The sequence below is a fragment of the Flavobacterium sp. KACC 22763 genome (assembly GCF_028736155.1).
Taxonomy (GTDB): domain Bacteria; phylum Bacteroidota; class Bacteroidia; order Flavobacteriales; family Flavobacteriaceae; genus Flavobacterium.
Map to the genome: position 1 here is coordinate 1,039,728 of NZ_CP117879.1, position 20,619 is coordinate 1,060,346.

Sequence of the window (20,619 nt, forward strand, 5' to 3'; positions counted from 1 at the left end):
TTTATAGGTTTTCGTACCAATTTAAAATATAATCAGCTACACTTTCCCAGCCAGGTTCTCCACAAATAAAATGGCTTTTGCCATCAAATATTTTAAGATCTACACGTCCTGCATTTTCTTTGTATCTGCTGGCAATTGTTTCTGTTAAGCTAGGAGGAAAAATATGATCACTGCCACCGCCAACAAATAGAATTGGTTCATGCGGTTTTTTGAAATCAATATTAGAAAATGAATTTAAAACCAATTCGCGGCTTACCTTATAACTTTCTGGTACAGCAAATTTCTCAAAAGCAATACTTTTTTGTGCTTCAGGAATGGTATTAAAAAAGGCATAATCGTACCATTTTCGACTTCCCATAAAATATTTAGCCGAAGAGAAAAAGCCAAAAGCTGGAATTACCGTTTTTAAAGTTTGAAATGGTGGAAACACATTTTTTGGAGGCGCACCATCAATACTTACTCCAGCCGCTGCTTTGCTCAATTCGACCAATTTTAATGTAGCCATACCAGCCATCGAATGTCCAATTATCAAAGGCTTTTCTGGTAAAGTGTCTATTAATTTACTGATATTATTGACAATATCTATAAATCCGGTTTTAGTTAAATCTGGATGAACTTTTGCTCTTAAATCGGCAGGATTTCCATCGTGTCCAGGATTTGCGGGAGCATAAACAGTATAGCCTTTCTGCTCATAGTACTTTTTCCAATCGGCCCAAGTTTTGTCATTGACAAAATTTCCGTGAATAAGCACAATCGTTTTTGATTTTGACATGATTTTATTTGATTTATGTTAGAATCTCTTTGAAAATTTCTCTTTTGGAATTTTTTAAAAAATTAACCTTCCCTCAAAAAAACAATTTATATGCCACGCCAAAGTATGGTTTAGTAATAAGGTTTTTTAGTGCAACTTGTTGATTTGTAAGTGTTATATATCGCTAAATAAATTTAGATTAGTGAGATTTCGCTATAAAGCAATTTAAAATTATCTTCTTTTGTCATTGATTGGAAACTCTTTTGAAAATTCAATTTTAAGAATCGTTCCGTTATTGTTTTCCATAGAAAAAGTCGCATCCAAGTCATCACTTAAACCTTTTATAAGGCTCAAACCAAATGAATTGATTTTCTTATCCCTGATAATCGCATCAAAACCAACTCCGTTATCGGCAATAGTCAGCAGATATTTGTTTTCAGATGTAGCTTGCAATGTCACGTAAATCATTCCAGTTCGATTGTCTGGAAAAGCATATTTTATGGAATTGGTAATGGATTCGTTTAGAATAAGTCCAAGAGGAACTGCTTGTGCAACGTCTAATTCTAATGGCTCGATTTTGAGTTCAAAACGAACACGCTGTCCTAAAGAGAAAGATTCTTTTAAATATTCGACCAATTCTTTGATATAATTCGGCATATTAATCGTAGAAATATTCTCCGAATTATATAATTTCTGATGAATCAAGGACATCGAATGAATACGATGCTGACTGTTTTTAATAGCCGACAATGCCATATCATTTTCCAAATAAGCCGATTGCGAATTAAGTAGACTAATTACAGTCTGAAGATTATTTTTTACTCGATGATGAATTTCTTTCAAAAGCCACTCTTTTTCATCAAGCAAATGTCTCAGATTGATATTTTTCTGGTTGATTTCCTTTTCTTTCAGTTCAAGTTCGGCATTAGTTCTCTGTTTTAAACGATATCGATTGTACAGTAAGACAATTAAAAGGGCCAATAAAACCAAACTAGAAATGGAAACTGTATTTAATAATTTTGATTTTTTTAAGGCTGTTTCCTGTAAATTAGTTTCGTTGTCTAAAAGTTCGATTTTCTGTTCTTTATTTTCTGTTTCATATTGTATTCTAAGTTCTTCAATCTGTTTGTTTTTTGCATAATCCAAAAGTGAATCGCTCATTTTTTTATACAATTTATGATGCTCTAATGCCAATCTAAAATCGCCATTTAAAGAATCTAATTTATATAGAGACATCTGAAGCGCTTCTGAATTATATTTCTGGTTGTATTTTTTTGAAGCAGCTTCAATCTTATCGATATACAGTTTTGTTTTCTGTAGGTTTTTTCGATTTGCGAAAAACAACGCAATAGAGGAATAGGTGTTGCATACATCTCGATATGTTTGCTGTGAATCTAAGCCATCGGCATCTTCTCCGGCTTTTATAAAATACTTTTCTGCTGTTCTATAATTTTTAATTCGCCAATAACAATTGGCATAACCAAAATTCATAAGCATATTATCAAACTTGTTTGGAGGCGGATATTTGCTGGTTATTGAGTTCATATATTCAACAGCCTCTTTGTTTTTTCCTTTCATCGATAAGGCTGCTGTGGCTGTTATAAAACTTTTATACCAGCTACCGCTATTATAGGAGTTTTGTCCGTATTTAATGCTTTTTTCAGCGGCCTTCATTGCATCGTCAATATGCCCCATGTTTAAATAAATTATTCCCAATCGCATATAAAAAATATCAGCAAAGGTGTAATCCTTTGTAGATTCCATGGTTTCAACACTTTTTAGAGCATAATAAAGAGCATTCTTCATATTGAATTGCACGCCCTCGATATAAGCAATCGTGGTTTCAATGTATTGCTGCTGTCTGAAACCAATTTTTCGCATATCTGCAGTGTTTTGATATAATATTTTCTTGGCATCATTTATTTTTCCGTGCCAGAAATAGATGGTGCATATCCTTGCTTTTGTGATTATTCTTTTTTCTTCAAAGCCCAAGGTTTTGTATAAAGCTTCTGCTTCTTTTAGAGTTTTTTCTTTCTCGGGATCTAAATCGTGTAGATTTGTTGCCTGATAGAATAATGCATCAGCCAGCGCGGCTTTGTCATTTTGTTTTCGACACTCATTTACTACTTGCGAAAAGCATTTTTTGCTTTCAGGATAATTGTTGATCTGGAAATAAAACTTTCCCAAAAGCATTAAACTCTGATGTTGCCATTTTTGAATTTTTAGCTTATTACTAATTTTTACAGCTTCGGTGATATAAAAATTTGCATTTTTAATGTCATCTGGTTTGGTAAAAGGTTTAAATAAATAAAAAATTCCCAATTGCAGAGCTAGTTTTACTCTATCGACGTCTTTTGATTTGTGATAAAGTTTTTTAACAGCCTCAATATTTCCTTTTTCTATCAAATCATTTCCAATTAGATAAGAGCCATCATTAAAGCCTTCATTGTAAGCTAAAGAAACTGGCAATTTGTAGGCTTTGCAGGCTAAAACCACAGCACTGTCTGCATCTATTGATCCTTGATTTGAATTGTATAAATAAGAAGAGCAGGTTTGTATTAATAAACGCTTCTTTTTTAAATCATAGCCTACTGTTGCGGGATGATTTTGCGCTTCAGAATTAAGGGTTATAAAGAAAAGCAGACAAAAAGTGTACAGTAGCTTCATGGATTTATTTAGAATTAAATTTTAGTAAGTGTTTAATTAACAAATATAAAGAGAAACAATTTGGTTTGGATTGCAAAATAACACGAAAATTATGGTAAAATGTGATTTTTATTTAGCTAAATTTGGAAATGCTTAATTTTAATTATGATAATTAACTATTTTTGTATCAATTAATTAAGTGTAATGTAGGACAAAATTTACTCACTTATGAAAAAGTCTGCCGATAACGGATATGAAGCTGCAATTTCAGCATTAAAAAAACGAATTTTAATTGTTGAAGATCAGTTTATTGAAGCACACGATTTACAGCTTATTCTTGAAAAAGCCAATTATGAAGTTACAGGAATTGCGAGATCGGTAGAGCAGGCTTTAGAACAGATTGAGCTTGAAAAGCCTGATCTTGTTTTTTTGGATATCATGCTAAAAGGCAAGCGAGATGGTATAGAATTAGCACATATTCTTAAAGAAAAACATGTCGGATTTATATTTATTTCGGCCAATTCCAGCAAAAGTGTTTTAGACGAAGCAAAAACCACACAGCCATACGGGTTTATTGTAAAACCGTTTAGAGCTCAAGATGTTCTCACAACTCTTGAAATCGCTTTTTATCGTCAGCAATATAGTTTAGAAAGCCAGTTGAGACAGCAATTTCAGCTTCAGAAATCAATTTCAGAAATTATAAATTCAAATGTAAAGAAAGAAGAAGCTTTATTGGCTTTTGCAAAAGCGGTTCAGACTTTTATTCCTTTTGATTATTTAGAAACGGGTTTTGTAACCACGACACATTATGATAATCTCGGCATTGTCCGTAGAAATATAGATCAGTATCAGATTATTAACCTGCAGAAACTTACTCAGATAACAGAATTGTCTGAGAAAGAAATAAATGAAACCTACAAGAAATCTAAAACAGATAAAGAACCTATTATTTATAGTGCGGAAACACTGATAAACAATCTTCAGGAAGCTCCGATGAAAGCTTTGATTGCGCATAATTTTGGAATAAAATCGTATTTGGTTTTTCCACTTTTGATTTCTGAAATCCAGCGCTATCATTTTACTTTTTACAGTCGTAACCTGAATGTGTATTCTCCGGAGCATTTACGCATTTTGAATTCGCTAGAACCTATTTTCTGCCAGTTTATAGCAAAAATCTATTCGAAAGAAGATTTAAATCTGCCACAGAAAAAAATTGAAATAAAAAACGCTAAACCTGTTAATACCGAAGAAGATTTCGGTGGCATTATTGGCAATAGTTCCCAAATGAACTCTGTGTTTAATTATATCCGAAAAGTAGCGCCTTCAGATACTTCGGTTTTGGTTCTTGGCGAAAGTGGGACAGGAAAAGAAAAAATCGCCCAAAGCATTCATGCTTTATCACCAAGAAAAGAGAAGCCTCTGGTTATTATCAACTGTGGTGCAATTCCTGAAAATCTTGCAGAATCGCTTCTTTTTGGACATGAAAAAGGGGCTTTTACAGGGGCATTGGATAAACGTATCGGTAAGTTTGAATTGGCCGATGGCGGGACTATTTTTCTGGACGAAGTAGGAGAGATGTCTCTTGAACTTCAGGTAAAATTGTTGCGTGTTTTGCAGGAAAGAGAAATTGAGCGCGTCGGCGGTAGTTCTCCTATGAAAGTTGATGTTAGAATCATCGCGGCAACCAACAAAAATCTTGAAGAAGAAGTGGCAGCAGGAAGGTTTAGAATGGATTTGTATTATCGTCTGCACGTTTTTCCGATTATGGTTCCGCCATTAAAAAAGAGAAAAGAAGACATTCCCGATTTAGCCAATCATTTTATTGGGGTTTACAGTGATAAAATGGGCAGAAAAGCGCCAATTCTTTCTGATGCCGCTTTGCAGCAGATTATGAATTATAATTGGCCAGGAAATATACGTGAACTGGAACATGTTATGCAGCGTGCTATTTTGCTTACAGAAGGAAATACGATTAAAGAAATTGAGCTTTCGATGTCTTCAAAAATGCATCCTGAACAGCCAGCAGAATCATTTTCGATAAAAACGATATTAGAAAACGAAAGAGATTATATTCTTTACATTCTTAAAAAATGCAACGGAAAGATTTCTGGAGCTGGAGGCGCGGCCGAAATTTTAGATATTCATCCTTCTACCTTGAATTCTAAAATTAAAAAGCTAGAAATTAAGAAAGGGATTATTTAAACCTTATCTCAAAAAATAAACACATAGAAACATAGATTTTATATTTTGATGTGTAAAAAGATGGCAAAGAGAAACATATTTCTTTCACATAGTTTGCTATGTGCATTTAGATTAGTGAAACGCCTTTTTTAAGTTTACTTAAACTATCCCCGATAGTTATCGGGGCTATGTGTTTAAAATGATTAGCAATATGTTAAGTAATTTTCGTTAGCCAATTTGCTATAAATTCAGCAATAGTTTCCCAGTTTTCCTGAATTATACTTAGATGATTTGAATCTTGAAATTCTTTGTAACAAGTTATAGAATGCAGGTTTTTGTATTTTTTAAAGTAGGAATAATTTAAAGAAGGGGGAATTAAAGCATCTTGTGAACCTGAAATAAAAAGAAGCGGATCGTGTTTCTTTTTAAAATCTATTTTCCCTGTTTTAGTAAAAATATCACGCATAATTAATTTTGATTCTGGAATTAATAATGCTTCATAGCTTTCTTTCTGTTCTTCAAAAGTCATTTCGTTGGTAAAAAACTGCTGCCACACTTTAAATGGCATCAAATAGGTTTTGCTCGAAGAACTAAAAAAGACAGAAGTGTTCCAAACTATTTTGCAGAGAGAAAAATTGCAATAAAATATATTGCTTGGCGGAATAGAATTGATGCAGATGCCTGCGTAGCCAAGTTCTTTCTGAATGAGTAACTGTGTTAACAGACCGCCATAAGAATGGCCGATTAAAATTGGTTTTTCAGGAAGTTTATCAATAATTTCGGTATAATAATCCAGTAAATCAGCTAATTGAATTGAGGCAATTTTTGAATTGGGATGGAGGTGTCTTAAATCAACGGCAAACTCATTTTTATGTAGCCAGGGCGGAGCAACTATTTTATAGCCTTTATTTTCAAAAAAAACGATCCATTCTTTCCAGCAAGCATGACTTACAAAAGCTCCAGTAATAAACATAATGGTTTTTTTATTAGATAAATACATCATATCGAAGCTATTAGGTTAATTTCAGAAAAGGCACGTAGATTGAAAAACAAAAGAAGTGCCTTTTTTGTAAAGCATTGATTATAAAAGCTTTGTTGAAACAGATATTTGTAGAATTATTATATATCGTTAAAAACAAGTTTTGATTCTTGAAATATCATAAGTCCAAACAAAAAATAATCTTGTAAATCCTTTATTTTAAAGGTTCTGCGTTTTGGTTTAATCTTTGTCTCCCTCAAAAAAACAATATGGTTTCAATCTTTAAATTATAATTATGGAAAAAATTTATGACACAGAAACAAGTTTCGCCGAATTGGACGATCGTACCATTGCTTATCGTTCGTATGGAAAAGGAAAGGCAATAATTTTTGTGAACCGTTTTAGAGGAACGCTCGATACTTGGGATCCGCTGTTTGTGGCAAAAATGGCAGAAAAATTCAACGTTATCGTATTTGATTATTCTGGAATTGGTTCTTCTACAGGAAGTCTCGCTCCAGATATTACTGTCGTAGCCAAAGATGTCAAAGATCTTGCGGATTTCTTAAAGCTAGATTCAGCTATTGTTTTAGGATGGTCTTATGGTGGATTGGTGGCGCAGACGGCAACTTTATTGTATCCTAATCTAGTGACACATGCTGTTTTGGTAGGAACAAATCCGCCTGGGAAAAATGAGGTTCCGATTGAACAAGTATTTTATGATGCCGCGCTAAAACCTTTAAATGATTTTGATGATGAAATCGTTTTGTTTTTTGAACCAAAATCAGAATCTAGCCGATTGGCCGCAAAAGCTTCACATGATAGAATTCATAAAAGAATAGAGGTAGAGAAGATTCCCTCGACAATGGATGTTTTTCAGTTGTATTTTGGCGGAGGGGATACTTTTAGAGAAGATCCACTTAATTTCAGGGAACAGCTTAAGAAGATAAAAACGCCTATATTAATAATTTCGGGCGATCATGATATTAGTTTTGCGGTTGACAACTGGTATCCGATTATCAATCAAATGACAAACGCACAGATGATTGTATATTCTGCAACAGGACATGGACCTCAACATCAATATCCTGAACTCACAGCACAGTATATCACCAATTTTGTAGAATACGTATAATTTAAGTTCATCAGCAGAACTTGATTATATGCAAAAGGAATAGTGTCAGCAGCTATTCCTTTTTTTATGTAAAAAGTTTTCAGATTTTTTTTTCTCAAAATTAATTGCAGATGATATTTCGCTAAAAACTGTCTTTTAGCGAAATATAACAAAGAAAATCTCCAATTTATATATCGATAGTGCTGTTTATTTTAGGAAGAAATAATTGGAGCGAAGCATTTTTAAATGAATCCAAAGCCTTTTGATGATCCATAACAATAAAACCGAAAGTATCGTAATGAACGCCTAATATTTTGTTTACTCCGACCAGTTTTGAAGCTTCAATAGCTTCCTCGATTCCCATTGTAAGACCGTCGCCAATAGGAAAAACAGCAAAATCAAGTTTTGTAAATTTAGGAATAAGCTGCATATCTAAAGTTAGAGCCGTGTCGCCACTGTAGTAAAAATTGCCATCAGAAGTTGTTAGCACAAAACCACAGGCAATTCCTCCATAAGAACCATCGATAAAACTGCTCGGATGTTGAGCTACCACGCATTTTACGGTTCCAAAATCAAAATCAAATTTACCGCCAGGGTTGATAGGATGCGCATTTTCGATTCCGTTTTTCAATAGCCAATTATAGATTTCAAAATTCCCAAGCACTTTTGCTCCCGTGTTTTTTGCGATGCGTTCAACATCTAAAATATGATCATAATGCGCATGAGAAATAAAAATGTAATCTGCTTTTATGGCATCAACATCAACCTCTTTGGCTAATTCGTTTGGTGTAATAAAGGGATCAAAAAGAAGGTGTTTTCCGTTGGCATAAACCGAAAAACACGAATGCCCGTAGTAAGTAATTTTCATGGTAAATAGTTTTAAATCAGTTAATAATGAAGAATGTTTTTCCAAGAAATGTGCCAGTGGAGAAGAGCGCTATAAAAGTGAAAATTATAAAGAGTTGTCTTTAAACGCGCCAGCGAAGCAAAATATTGATAGAGAATTTTAAATTTGGCTAAAGCCCTATCTGCTGAAATTCCTGCTAACCTCTAGCTAAAGCTAGAGGCAATTGATTTAATGCTCTGGTGGAGCAAAATATTTATAGAAGATTCAAATCTTAGGCGACAAAAAGCTCCAGAGGAGCGACATCAAAATGTTTCATATTTCTAGTTTTCATAAAAACCAAAAGCAGTATATTTTCCATAAATTAAAATAGCACTTATAAAATAAAATCTTTATCTTTAACTAATTGGTATATCAGTTTATATGCTTTTTTTGCTGTTTAAGTTAAGAACCCCAAATTTTCGTAAACAGTATATTTTAAATACATTCAAACAATTTCAGAATTTATCTGAATAATAAGTTTTTATCTCATTTCTATTTTATCCTGCTGTTTTTAATTAGACAGCAAAGAAGTCGCTAGTTAAAAGTAATTTCAATTTATAAGAATATTATATAGATGCACATAAAACTAAATTTTCTAAAGCCATTTATCTTGTTTTGCTTTTTGTTCGGTCTGGAAACAAAAGCGCAGACCACTTCTCTGGAAGAATGTTTTTCTATAGCACAGCAAAATAATATTACCATAAAACAAGCAAAATCTGCATTAAAGACAGGCGAATATAATCTTCAGGCCGAAAAGAAAGGTTATCTTCCTAAGGTAGATCTTTTATCGAGTTATTCTTATTTGAGTAATCCGCTTACGATAAATCTGCAGACCGTTAAAGACGGAGTTGTTGAAGGTTCATCACAGCAAAGTGTGAATACGGCAAACGAAATTTATCATGAAATTACGGGAAATAACTTATCGCAGGCAGCGCAGGACCGCATATACAATGCCTCAAAAACGGTTATTGGCGGTATTTATCCAGATTATAATCCTAGTTTAAGCAAGCAGTCTTATTTTATTGCAGGAGTGGGAGTTCGTCAGCCTATTTTTCTTGGAAACAAAATAAATTCGAGCATAGATTTAGCTCAATCAGTAGCCAATTCAGCAGGAATTGGTGTTGAGATAGCAGGTAAAGAAGTTGATTTTTTAATTGCTGTGCAATACCTCAGAATATTATACCTCAACTCTTTAATTAAAAAACAAGAACAGATTGTAAGTGCTTTAGACAAAAATAAAAATTACGCCCAAGAACTTGTCAAAAATAAAATATTGCCTCCGTACCAACAAAACTGGACGAATGTGGTTTTAATTCAGGCGCAGAGTCAGTATAACAATATTAAGATGGATAAACAAAATGCTCATCTTGAATTGAATAAGCTTATGGGAGTTGATCTTGACACCACAATAGTGATTTCAGATACTTTAAGATATGCCGAAATCAATCTAGAGAAACCTATGAAAGATTATTGGCTTACCAATCCGGTTTATAGAATTGCAAGCAATAAAATCTCTTATGCAGAGACTGCTGAAAAAATCAGCAAATCATTGGCTTTGCCGAATGTTTTTGCTATTGGAAATTACAATTTGTACCAGAAAGATTTACCAGTTTCGATTCCAGATTGGTTTGTAGGACTGGAGTTGCAATGGACTTTGTATAACGGACAGACTAGCAAAAAGACTTTAGCTGCAAAACAATTAATAGAAGAAGCCAAGTTAGGAGAGGAGAATTCTAGTTTAATGCTTCAGGTACAGTCGAGAGTCGCAAAGAATAAAATGAGTTCGCTGCAAAATGATGTTATGGCTATGGATGCGGCGAGAAAAGAAGCTAATACAACCAGCAGTTTAATTACCAAAAGAATGAATAATCAGCTATCATCGCCAAAAGACGTTAATGATGCTTTGTTGGTAGAAACAGAGATAGAAAAAGGGTATTATACCGCTGTTTTAGGGTACTATCTGGCATTAGCTGAATATTTTAATAGTTTAGGAAATCCAAGTCAAATAACGCAATTTATTAAATAGATGAAAGATATATTTAAAAACTACTGGGCGCTGATCATTCCAATCTTTGTAGTAATAGCAGGACTGATTTTTTTCTTAAAAGACAATAACAAAGAAGACGATAATTTTATAGGAATGGTTGATGCAACAAGTGTAGACGTTGCGGCCGAATTCCCAGGCAGATTAGATTCGTTACTTGTAAAACAGGGCGATACTGTAAAAACAGGACAATTGCTGGCTGTACTTCGATCTAACGAAATAAACGCCATAAAAGCGCAGGCATTATCGGCAATTGATGCGGCAAAAGGACAGCAGGAACTGCTTACACAAGGAGCAAGACCAGAGTTGATAGAAGCGACTTCTAAATTGTATCAAATCAGTCAGGAGCAATATAAATTGTTTAGCACGACTTATGATCGCATGGAACGATTATATAATGAAGATGTAATATCGGGACAGGAAAAAGATGTTTTCTATTTTAAGTTTCAAGCCGCGAAAAAGGAAATGGAAACCGCTCAGTTAAATTTACAAATGCTGAAAAATGGCACAAGACCCGAATTGCTAAAAACTGCAAATGCTATCGTAAAACAAGCAGAACAAGCGTATGAATTAACCAAAGCGCTTGGAGATAATACTAGAGTTTATGCGCCAGCAGATGGCGTAATTTCGAATTTGGTTACACATCAGGGAGAAATTATTTCTATAGGATATCCGATTATGACCATAGAGAAGAAAAACTCTACTATAATTAAGTTTAATATCAGACAGGATAAATCAAATCTGCTTAAAGTTGGGAGCAAGACAGCGGTTAAAGTTCCAGGTTGCGAACCTGAAACCTTTGATGCCGTTGTGCATTCTATTGCGCCTACATTAGAATTTGCCAATTGGGTCCCATCAAAAGATAAAGGAGAATTTGAACTTAGAACTTTTACAATAGAAGTAAAACCCGAAAACCTTGCACAAATTAAAGGGCTTCGTTCTGGTATGACTGCTTCTTTAATTCTTCCTCAATGATTTTGATGATAAATATAATTATTAGAGAATGGAAGCGCATTCTAAGTCTAAAGGTATTTTATTTGGTAATGCTTGTAGTTCCTGTGGCCTTGTTTTTCTTCTATGCTTTTATTTACCAGAAACAAGACGCTAAGAATTTAGCATTTGCAATTTGGGATGAAGATCAAAGTGCCATAAGCCGAGAATTGATTTTTTTGTTAGAACAAAAAGAAACCTTACAGATTACTAGAAGAGTAAGCAGCGAAGCCGAAGTTAAAAAACTGATTCAAGAAGGAAAAATACTAGGTGCCGTACATTTTCCTGCCAATCTTCAGAAGAATATCTACAGCCGCCATCCGAGCAATGTGACTTTGTATACCAATGCCGCTGCGCTTGTTCCTGCGAAGTTAGTTTATAAGGCTGTTGCCGAAGTGGTAATCACAGGAAGCACAGGCGTAATTTTGCAGAAATTGGTAAAAACAGGAATGAAATCTGATCAGGCGATGGCGATTGCAAATCCGATTAGTCTGAGAACTTATCAGCTTTATAATCCAACTTACAATTATCAGGAATATTTGGTTCCGGGTTTAATAACGGTCGGAATGCAGATGATTTTGATTATCAGCTCTATGCTGGCTTTAAATTATGAATGGGTTACTGGGACGATGAACGAATTATTCGATTCATCAAAAGGCTCTGTTATTGCTGTAATTATTGGAAAAACAATAGCTCATCTTGCCATTAGCTGGATTAATTTTATCATTATTACAGGGATTATTTTTCCTTTTTTTGATATTGGCATTCCTGTGGCTACAGGAAAGTTTTTTATACTATATACCATGCTTTCTCTAGCGTGTATTGGCATCGGAATGTTTATATCGGCTTTGTTTAAAGATGTGATGCTTTCGGGAGATGTTGCGCTTTTCTATACTTCGCCCGCTTTTGTTTTCAGCGGATTTACTTTTCCGAGATGGGCGATGCCTTGGTACGATCAGTATTATGCACTTATTATGCCTTATACCGCTTTTTTAGACGGTTTTTTTAAGGTGTATTATATGAATTTGCCTTTGAAATATGCTCAAGGAGAAGTAGCGAAACTCTTGTTGTTTTGTGCCGTAATGTATCCGACGGCGATGTTGTTGTTTAAACGTCAATTTAATTCAATTAAAGATGAAAAAGAAACCGCAACAATCGCTGATTGATCTCTTTTTAAGGGAAGCTTCGCAAGTTGTAAAGGATCATAGTTTGCTGCTTACGCTTCTTATTGCTCCATTGCTTTATGCATTCTTTTACGGAAGTATTTATATCAATAAAGAAGAATTTGATGTAAAATTGGCTGTTGTTGATGATGATGGCTCAAGACTATCACGTTTGCTCCAGCAAAATATAGATGATTCTCCGATAGTAGAATTGATTCATTTTTCGAATTTGGAACAGGCAAAAGAGCAGATGTATCAAGGCAATTGCCAAGGCTATTTTTATATTCCAGAAGGAACAGAAGCCAATTTACTGAGTTTAAAACAAAGCAATGTAGTATTGGCTATAAACGCGGCAAGATTTCTTCCATCAAGTGATTTGTTATTAAATGTACAGCAGATATGTCTGACAATTGGAGCAGGAGTGCGGCTTCAGTATTATCAGAAAAAAGAAGGTATGAGCACTACCATTGCGATGGAAAATGTGATGCCTGTAAATTTAGATTATCGCCCTTTATTTAATGAAAGATCGAGTTATGGTGCATTTTTATTGCCAGGATTGCTAGCCTTAATTTTGCAGCAAACTTTATTAATTGGTTTGTGCGAAAGTGTGGCAGGCGAGCGTCAGCGTTCTAGATTAAGAGAATGGCTCGGTTCGGGTATTTCTAATGGTATTTGGGGAAAAGGATTGTTTTATCTGATACTTTTTTCTTCGTATGGTTTTTTCTTTTTAAATGTAAATTACAAACTGCTCAATTTGCCCATGAGAGGCAGCGGATTTGAATTAAGCTTATTATTGCTTTTGTTCATCGTGACTTTAATTCCAATGGCGCAGTTTATTGGCTCTTTGTTCAAATCGCAATTGCTTTGTTTGCAGATGATGGCTTTTTCTACTTATCCGATTTTCTTGATTACTGGATACAGTTGGCCGTTTGAATCGCTTCCTTTGGCATTACAGTGGTTGTCTAATCTTTTGCCAACAACGCCTTTTATTGTTTTGTATACCGCTATTGTGCAATCGGGTGCAAGTTTATGGGACAATCCATCTGTTTTGTTGCATCTTATACTGCTTTTTGCTTTTTACAGCACAATCTGTTTTGTTCGTTTAAAATATTTGAAAAAGAGTTATGAGTTATGAGTTATGAGTGTCGCCTAATCATTACACAATATATTCAAAACATAGCCCGTGGTTTCAACCACGGGGATACGAGTGATATGCGTATAAATCAATTATTAGTTTGAATTGGCTCCAGCTTTAGCTGGAGTTTAAATAAAAGGAATCAAAATGGCTTTAGCCAAACATACGTGATTTGGCTAAAGCCTTGTTCTTGCAATCATTAAAAACCTCCAGCTAAAGCTGGAGGCTATACACAAAAAAGCGTAGCTTAAAGAGTTATGAGTATCATCTAATTATTACACAATATATTCAAAACATAGCCCGTGGTTTCAACTACGGGGATACGAGTGATATGCGAATAAATCAATTATTAGTTTGAATTGGCTCCAGCTTTAGCTGGAGTTTACATAAAGCAAATCAAAATGGCTTTAGCCAAACATGCGTGATTTGGCTAAAGCCTTATTCTTACGATGATTAAAAACCTCCAGCTGAAGCTGGAGGCTACTCATAAAAAAAGCTCACTTAAAGAGTTTTGAATTATTCTTAAATCTGTTTAATCTGCCAAATCTGCGAGAGAACAAATAAAAAAATGCTGGAATAAATCGTGTTTACGATTTGTCCCAGCATTTCCAATTGAGTTAGTTACTTAAATTATTACAATACCACCAAAGGAGAAATTACGCCAAGCATAATTCTTCCGCTTGTGGTATTAGATTGTCCCAAATCTGTTTTAGCATAATCGCTGTAATTATAGAATCGCTGCACATAAGTAGCAAAAAACTTTAAATTGAAGTTTTTGATGGGATAAAATTCCACAGTCGGAATAATACCATATGCAGTACGAATTCGGTTCGAGCTTATAGAAGGATCGGGAATATCTTTCCACGAAGCCTTACTTGTCATTCCGATAATCGTAAGTTTCCATTGTTCATTTAGAGAATATACAGTTCTAAGCCAATGTTCTACATAATACACATTTTCTGCAGCGTGATCTAAAACAGTATCTGGAATAATAGTACTCACAACTCCAGTTCGATCTAAATCTTCGCTACTCCATTTGAAATCATATTGAAAAAGCCATTTTTTGCTTCGAAACTGATTTCCTAATGCTGTATAATACATATTTACCGGTCTTCCATTTTTTGTGGCTTCCTGAAAAATACTGAAACTGTAAATGGTTTTAAATTTTCCGTCTAAAAAACTTCCATTCCAGTTTCCAACATAAGCGGCAGGAAATTTGGCTTCTTCAACATCTGGTACATTTTGATATAGTTCAGAAAAAGTTTTGGTTCTGGAGTTTAAAATCTGTCCAGAAAAAACATGATTCGCATTTAGTTTCCAGTTCACCTGAACTCCAGTTAAAAAGTTGTCTGAATTATCCACAATATCATTGTACTGATAGATATCAATTGGGTTCATATCAAACTCGTAACCACCCCAGTTTGCTGTCATTTTTCCAATTGCAATGCTTGTTCTTTCAGATATTTTATATCCAATAAAAGCCAAGTCAGTAGAACTGCTGATGTTATCGGTAGATTGCGGTTCAGTTTCTTTAGTATATCGGTCTCTAAATCTAAAGAATACTTTGTCCTTATACACTTTTCCTTTTACTTCCAATCTAAATTGGTTTACTTCGAATTTACTGCCAGTGTAATTTCCGTCATCAAAATAGGTGTTAAAACCTACTTGAGTATTAAAAATTAAATCAACATTGTTTAGCAAATCAACTTTGGTTGCTTTTATTAAAGGCGTTTTATGATTTAGGATCGTATCGGTCTGTTTTTCCTGCTGTGCATAAGCACCTGCTGACAGAAAAACGCTCAAAATTATAAAAGTTAAGACACGCATAATTTACAATTTCAATTGATTAATACTCAAAGAAATACTCCTGCAGTTTTTTGCTGTCAGTAGTTTGGGTAAGACCAAGCATCAATAAAATTCTCGCTTTTTGCGGAATTAAATCATCTGCGACTATAGTGCCAAGCTTTTGATCATCGGTTTCATCAAATAAAGTAACTCTTCCAGACGGTACTCTAGAAGCTCTTGCAACAGCAATTCCCTTTTTAACAGCGCTTGCCGCAGCATCTGAGTTTACTTTATTTAGATTTCCGTTACCTAAACCGCCCGTAACAATTCCTTTTACTCCAGAAGCCACATAGGCATTTATTGCGGTTGCAGGCGTATCAGCATATAATTCTACAACAGCTACATCTGGTAAAGTTGTTAAACCTGTAATATCAAAAGGAGTGCTTTTATTAGCTTTTCTTACCGGAGTTTCATAAAGAGAAACTTTTCCATCATAAACCTGTCCGATTGGACCATTGTTAGGCGCTGTAAATGCATTTAAGTGTGTTGTGCTAGTTTTTACGGCACTTCTTCCTGTAAAAATGTATTCATTAAATACTAATAAAACACCACTGTGCGCCGCTTGTTTTGAAGCTGCAAGAGTTACTGCATCATATAAATTCTTTGGACCATCTGCGCTTATGGCTGTTGCTGGACGCATAGAACCAGTAATGATTACAGGTTTGTCAGATCTTACGGTTAGCGATAAAAAATAAGCTGTTTCTTCTTGCGTATCGGTTCCGTGTGTGATTACGATTCCGTCAGCTTCGTTATTTTTATAAATCTCATTGATTCTTTTATTCAGCTTGATCCAAATATCGACAGTCATGTCCTGACTTCCCACATTTGAAATCTGCTCTCCAGAAATTTCTGCAACTTTGTCAATTCCTGGAACGGCAGCAATTAAATCTTTAATTGGCAATTGTCCCGCGGTATAAGCAGAACGATCTGCTGAAGCGCCCTGTCCCGCAATTGTTCCTCCTGTTGCCAGTATTTTGATTCTAGGTAATTTTTGAGCATAAATACCCGTTACTAATAAAACCGATAATAATAATGTAAATAAATTTTTCATAGATCAAATGTGTTTAATTTCAGATTACTACTATTTTTTTGAGTTTTCCCAGCTGGTTACGTATTCCAATAGAATTTTACGGATATTTTTTCCAAGAATCAGATAACTATCCGTTGGAAGATTGGCAAGAGAAACTCTGATACTCCATTCTGGACCAGCAAAACCCCCTCCATTTAAAAGTACAATGGCTGTTTTTTCTGCCAAACGGAATAAAACATCAACAGGTTCAAAATTCGTTTTCAGCCAATTGGCAAAATCGTCACCATAAAAGTGTTTTGCTGCCACCATAACATCAATTTCAGAATAATATCCTGCACGCATTGGATCTTCAAGAATTGGCACTTCTAGTCCTTCCCATAATAAGCCAAGACGTTTGTGAATAATAGACTGTGTAAGCGTTTTATAAACATCTTGAGTGTCTAATAGACAAAATGCAGAGAAAAGCATCATTTGAAATTGCTGAGGTAGTGACAACCCAGCTGTGTGGTTTAAAGCTACTTGACGGCTATCGGCAACAAGTCTGTCAATAAACTTGATTTTTTCTGGCTCTAATGTCAGAGAAGAATAGCGATCGTGTAGTTCTTTTTTAAGTTCTGGACTTAAATTGGCAATTTTTTTATCGAAAATATTGTCTTGATGAACTGCGATTGTTCCAAGTCTCCAGCCTGTACATCCAAAATATTTTGAGAATGAATATACTGTGATGGTATTTTGCGGAATAATGGCCATTAATGATCTAAAATTATTAACGAATGTTCCATAAACATCATCCGTAATAATCATCAATCCTGGATTATGATTTTTTACAATATCAGCAATGTAATTTAATGTATCGATACTCATTGCAGAAGATGGCGGATTGCTCGGATTTACCACAAAAGCAACTTTTACAGCTGGATCTTTTAGCTTGTCCAATTCAGAATTTGGATATTGCCAAGTATGGAATCCGTTTTCGCCAACTCCGCTTGCTTCTACATAAACGACATCAAATTTGTATCGATCTAATTCCGGAATTTCGATATATGGCGTAAAAGTAGGAGTAAGCAATGCTATTTTATCACCACGCTCGGTAAGATGGTTTTGCATTAGCGAATCAAAAATATAGCACATTGCCGCAGTTCCGCCTTCAACAGCAAAAATGTCATATTTGCCTTTGTCGTTTCCTGTACCGCACATTTCCTGCACTAAATAGTCATGAACAATAATTTCTATCTGACTTAGCATACGATCAGGAACAGGATAATTAAATCCGATTACAGCTTCTATCCATTCACGAATCCACGCATCACCATCAAAATCATGTTTATCGACACCATAATGATATGTTTTTTCTAAAAGCGATGCGGCAGGAGCATCTTTATGTTTCGCTAAAAATGCTTCAAAGCGAGAAGATACTCCGCTTTTGTTTTGTACAATTCCGGCTAGAATGCCTTGTTCTTCCATAACATTGCGACATTCTTCTAATGCAAATTGTCCGAAAAGGAAAAAAGCTTCTCTAGGAACGGTAGCAATCCAGTTTGGGTTTCCTCTTCCTGCATTAAGCGTTATCGCTGTCGATTTAAGCGCGCTTTCTTCTGCCAGATGAATTAATTCATTTTTAATTTCAAATGGACTGAGGGTCTGAAGTGTTTTTTCTACCTCTCTTGATGTTTTTATTTTTGAAATATCAATTGCCATAACTAAAATGTTTTTTAGAGATTATATAAAAAATTCGACTAACTCATGATTAAAATAATGACGACACCCCATATAATGAGCAGCGTATTACCAACGGCATAGGTCACAGTGTAACCCAATGCAGGGGTTTTGCTCTTAACAGCGTCCTGTAAAGCTCCTAAGGCAGCAGTAGTAGTTCTTGCCCCGGCAGCGCATCCCAAGTTGATGATAGGATGGAATTTGAAAATATACCTTCCGATAAGAAGTCCCAGTATTAACGGAATCGCCGTTGCTGCAGCACCTGCGATAAAAAGTCCCCAACCAGCTTCTTGAAAGCCAACAATAAAGCTTGGTCCAGCTGTAATACCCACAACGGCTATAAAAATGTTTAATCCAACATTATTCATAATCCACAAAGCAGGTTCTGGAATTCGCCCAAAAGTAGGATGCTGACCTCTTAACCATCCGAAGAATAGTCCAGAAATTAAGGCACCTCCACTGGTACTTAGACTTATTGGCACTCCGCTAATTTTAACGGTCAATGCACCTAGTAATCCGCCAAGAACTATTCCTAAACCAACAAATGCCATATCAGTTGAGTTTGTAGGACGGTCTGGATAACCAATATGCACGGCAACTTGATCCACATCTCGTTTGATGCCCACTAATTCTATCATGTCACCTTTTTGCATAACCGTATTGGGCAATATAGGCATCTGAATTCCAGCTCTTTTTAATGATCTTATTACAACACCGTGCATATATTTTACATGACGTAAATCAGCAAGCGTTTTGCCTATCACTTCTTTTTTTACGATTAATACGCTTAAGACTTCTACTGGAAAATTAAGAAGCTCGATATCCAGCACTTCTTTTTCATTTACAGCGACATAGTTCATCATGTATTCTCTTCTTCCGCCTAGCGCCACAACATCATTTTCTTGAATTACAAATTCTGGAGTAGCATCTATGATTTCTTTTCCTCTTCTGATTCGTTGTATAAACAAGCGTCTGCCTTTGCTTTCAAGTTCATTTTCAATCTCTAAAACCGTTTTATTGCAGGCATAAGAGTGTGAAGCAATCTGATAAGCATTGTATATTACGCGATCATAAGCAGAGGCAATACTTGGATCATCGCCAATGGCATCTCCACCAAGCTGAATTTCAAGTTCTTTTGCTTTTTCTACCAAATTGCCTCCCAATAATTTTGGTCCGATAGAAGCTAGTAGCCAAGCAGATCCAGCAGTTCCGAAAATATAAGTAACAGCGTATGCCACTGGGATTTTATTAATTAATGCCGTTTTCTGATCAGCAGGAATTCCGAGCTGATTAATCGTGTCGGATGCAACGCCAATTACAGCAGATATGGTTTGAGAGCCCGCAAGCATTCCTGCAGTTAGACCCATATCGTATCCCATAATTTTACCGATAACATAAGGACATATCAAACATAAAACACAAACAATTGCGGCATAAAGCATTTGAGGAAGTCCATCTTTTTTTAGGCCTCCAAAAAACTGGGGTCCAACGCTATACCCGACAGCGAAAAGAAACATCAGAAAAAATACTGATTTTACGTTAGGAGAAATGACAATGTCTAATTGTCCGACCAAAACTCCCACAAGCAAAACACTAGTCACAGTCCCCAGAGAAAAGCTTCCTATTTTAAATTTTCCAATAAAGTAGCCTAACGATAAGGTTAGAAAAACGGCCAGTTCGGGATAATCTTTTAATGTAGTAATAATCCAATCCATAAGTATTTGTTTTTAGTATAGATTTATTAATAATTGACTATGTAAATCGTAGGAGTAGGAAGAAGACTGGGGAAGTTTTTTTAGAACAGATTTGTTAGGTCTTTCAAAAATATGCCATAAAGTGAGAATAATTGCATAAAATGGAAGATGGACATGTTCCAAGTTATAATATGAAACAAAAAAACTTGCAACTTAACATTTTGATAATTAATGAATTTATGCAGATTTTCTCTAGGTTTTTAGGAATTTAAGTAAATCAAGAGGAACTTTTAAAAAAAATATATTAAAGTGAAAATTCATAAAATAAATAGAAGTTTTATGAATTAAGTTCCAAGAATGAGCATTTAAGAAAAATATGCTCTCGTTTCATATTATAATTTGCAACCAGTTTAAAAAATCTTGCTTTTCTATTAATTGTAATTTTCTC

14 protein-coding genes are annotated in these 20,619 nt (G+C 34.9%); 6 read left to right on the forward strand and 8 right to left on the reverse strand.

Annotated features, from left to right (window positions below):
• Position 1 precedes the first annotated feature (1 nt).
• Positions 2-772 (reverse strand): alpha/beta hydrolase, encoded by a 771-nt coding sequence (locus PQ463_RS04490; protein ID WP_274256503.1) that lies wholly within the window; start codon positions 770-772, stop codon positions 2-4.
• Positions 773-982: 210 nt separating this feature from the next.
• Entirely contained in the window at positions 983-3,418 is a 2,436-nt protein-coding gene (locus tag PQ463_RS04495) for a sensor histidine kinase (RefSeq protein ID WP_274256504.1), read from the reverse strand.
• A 207-nt stretch (positions 3,419-3,625) separates the two neighbouring features.
• On the opposite strand from PQ463_RS04495, the gene PQ463_RS04500 reads away from it, so the two are divergent.
• Entirely contained in the window at positions 3,626-5,599 is a 1,974-nt protein-coding gene (locus tag PQ463_RS04500; RefSeq protein WP_274256505.1) for a sigma 54-interacting response regulator, read from the forward strand.
• Between the two features lie 193 nt (positions 5,600-5,792).
• Here the strand turns inward: PQ463_RS04500 and PQ463_RS04505 are convergent, their stop codons facing one another.
• Complete coding sequence (locus PQ463_RS04505; RefSeq protein ID WP_274256506.1) at positions 5,793-6,581, reverse strand: alpha/beta hydrolase; 789 nt, start codon at positions 6,579-6,581, stop codon at positions 5,793-5,795.
• A 271-nt stretch (positions 6,582-6,852) separates the two neighbouring features.
• On the opposite strand from PQ463_RS04505, the gene PQ463_RS04510 reads away from it, so the two are divergent.
• Complete coding sequence (locus tag PQ463_RS04510) at positions 6,853-7,689, forward strand: alpha/beta fold hydrolase (protein WP_274256507.1); 837 nt, start codon at positions 6,853-6,855, stop codon at positions 7,687-7,689.
• Between the two features lie 166 nt (positions 7,690-7,855).
• On the opposite strand, the gene PQ463_RS04515 is transcribed toward PQ463_RS04510, so the two are convergent.
• Positions 7,856-8,536 (reverse strand): metal-dependent hydrolase, encoded by a 681-nt coding sequence (locus tag PQ463_RS04515; RefSeq protein WP_274256509.1) that lies wholly within the window; start codon positions 8,534-8,536, stop codon positions 7,856-7,858.
• Positions 8,537-9,128: 592 nt separating this feature from the next.
• Between PQ463_RS04515 and PQ463_RS04520 the strand changes: the two genes are divergently transcribed.
• Genes PQ463_RS04520 through PQ463_RS04535 form a run of 4 tightly spaced genes read left to right on the forward strand, consistent with a single transcriptional unit; the run spans position 9,129 to position 13,886 of the window.
• A complete protein-coding gene (locus tag PQ463_RS04520; RefSeq protein WP_274256510.1) occupies positions 9,129-10,580 on the forward strand; it encodes a TolC family protein in 1,452 nt (483 codons plus the stop codon).
• Positions 10,581-11,573, forward strand: a complete 993-nt coding sequence (locus PQ463_RS04525; RefSeq protein ID WP_274256511.1) for an HlyD family secretion protein — start codon at positions 10,581-10,583, stop codon at positions 11,571-11,573.
• A gap of 5 nt (positions 11,574-11,578) precedes the next feature.
• Positions 11,579-12,754 (forward strand): ABC transporter permease, encoded by a 1,176-nt coding sequence (locus tag PQ463_RS04530; protein WP_274256512.1) that lies wholly within the window; start codon positions 11,579-11,581, stop codon positions 12,752-12,754.
• Positions 12,723-13,886, forward strand: a complete 1,164-nt coding sequence (locus PQ463_RS04535; RefSeq protein WP_274256513.1) for an ABC transporter permease — start codon at positions 12,723-12,725, stop codon at positions 13,884-13,886. The genes PQ463_RS04530 and PQ463_RS04535 overlap by 32 nt, the downstream gene beginning before the upstream one ends.
• A gap of 633 nt (positions 13,887-14,519) precedes the next feature.
• On the opposite strand, the gene PQ463_RS04540 is transcribed toward PQ463_RS04535, so the two are convergent.
• The 4 genes from PQ463_RS04540 to aspT are packed head-to-tail and all read right to left on the reverse strand — an operon-like array spanning position 14,520 to position 20,192.
• Positions 14,520-15,713, reverse strand: a complete 1,194-nt coding sequence (locus tag PQ463_RS04540) for a porin (protein ID WP_274256514.1) — start codon at positions 15,711-15,713, stop codon at positions 14,520-14,522.
• 19 nt (positions 15,714-15,732) lie between these two features.
• Entirely contained in the window at positions 15,733-16,782 is a 1,050-nt protein-coding gene (locus tag PQ463_RS04545) for a type II asparaginase (protein WP_274256515.1), read from the reverse strand.
• Between the two features lie 30 nt (positions 16,783-16,812).
• Positions 16,813-18,459 carry an aspartate 4-decarboxylase gene (aspD, locus tag PQ463_RS04550; RefSeq protein ID WP_274256517.1) on the reverse strand — a complete coding sequence of 549 codons (1,647 nt, stop codon included), beginning with the start codon at positions 18,457-18,459 and terminating at the stop codon, positions 16,813-16,815.
• Between the two features lie 38 nt (positions 18,460-18,497).
• The gene (aspT, locus tag PQ463_RS04555) at positions 18,498-20,192 is read right to left on the reverse strand and encodes an aspartate-alanine antiporter (protein ID WP_274256518.1); all 1,695 of its coding nucleotides are present in this window, start codon (positions 20,190-20,192) and stop codon (positions 18,498-18,500) included.
• Between the last annotated feature and the right edge of the window lie 427 nt (positions 20,193-20,619).

Bases quoted from the DNA above. Each gene is read 5' to 3' on its own strand.
- PQ463_RS04505 (WP_274256506.1), bottom strand. From the start codon at position 6,581: ATGATGTATTTATCTAATAAAAAAACCATTATGTTTATTACTGGAGCT.
- PQ463_RS04500 (WP_274256505.1), top strand. From the start codon at position 3,626: ATGAAAAAGTCTGCCGATAACGGATATGAAGCTGCAATTTCAGCATTA.
- PQ463_RS04535 (WP_274256513.1), top strand. From the start codon at position 12,723: ATGAAAAAGAAACCGCAACAATCGCTGATTGATCTCTTTTTAAGGGAA.
- PQ463_RS04495 (WP_274256504.1), bottom strand. From the start codon at position 3,418: ATGAAGCTACTGTACACTTTTTGTCTGCTTTTCTTTATAACCCTTAAT.
- PQ463_RS04525 (WP_274256511.1), top strand. From the start codon at position 10,581: ATGAAAGATATATTTAAAAACTACTGGGCGCTGATCATTCCAATCTTT.
- PQ463_RS04520 (WP_274256510.1), top strand. From the start codon at position 9,129: ATGCACATAAAACTAAATTTTCTAAAGCCATTTATCTTGTTTTGCTTT.
- PQ463_RS04540 (WP_274256514.1), bottom strand. From the start codon at position 15,713: ATGCGTGTCTTAACTTTTATAATTTTGAGCGTTTTTCTGTCAGCAGGT.
- PQ463_RS04530 (WP_274256512.1), top strand. From the start codon at position 11,579: ATGATAAATATAATTATTAGAGAATGGAAGCGCATTCTAAGTCTAAAG.
- PQ463_RS04515 (WP_274256509.1), bottom strand. From the start codon at position 8,536: ATGAAAATTACTTACTACGGGCATTCGTGTTTTTCGGTTTATGCCAAC.
- aspD (WP_274256517.1), bottom strand. From the start codon at position 18,459: ATGGCAATTGATATTTCAAAAATAAAAACATCAAGAGAGGTAGAAAAA.
- PQ463_RS04510 (WP_274256507.1), top strand. From the start codon at position 6,853: ATGGAAAAAATTTATGACACAGAAACAAGTTTCGCCGAATTGGACGAT.
- PQ463_RS04490 (WP_274256503.1), bottom strand. From the start codon at position 772: ATGTCAAAATCAAAAACGATTGTGCTTATTCACGGAAATTTTGTCAAT.
- PQ463_RS04545 (WP_274256515.1), bottom strand. From the start codon at position 16,782: ATGAAAAATTTATTTACATTATTATTATCGGTTTTATTAGTAACGGGT.
- aspT (WP_274256518.1), bottom strand. From the start codon at position 20,192: ATGGATTGGATTATTACTACATTAAAAGATTATCCCGAACTGGCCGTT.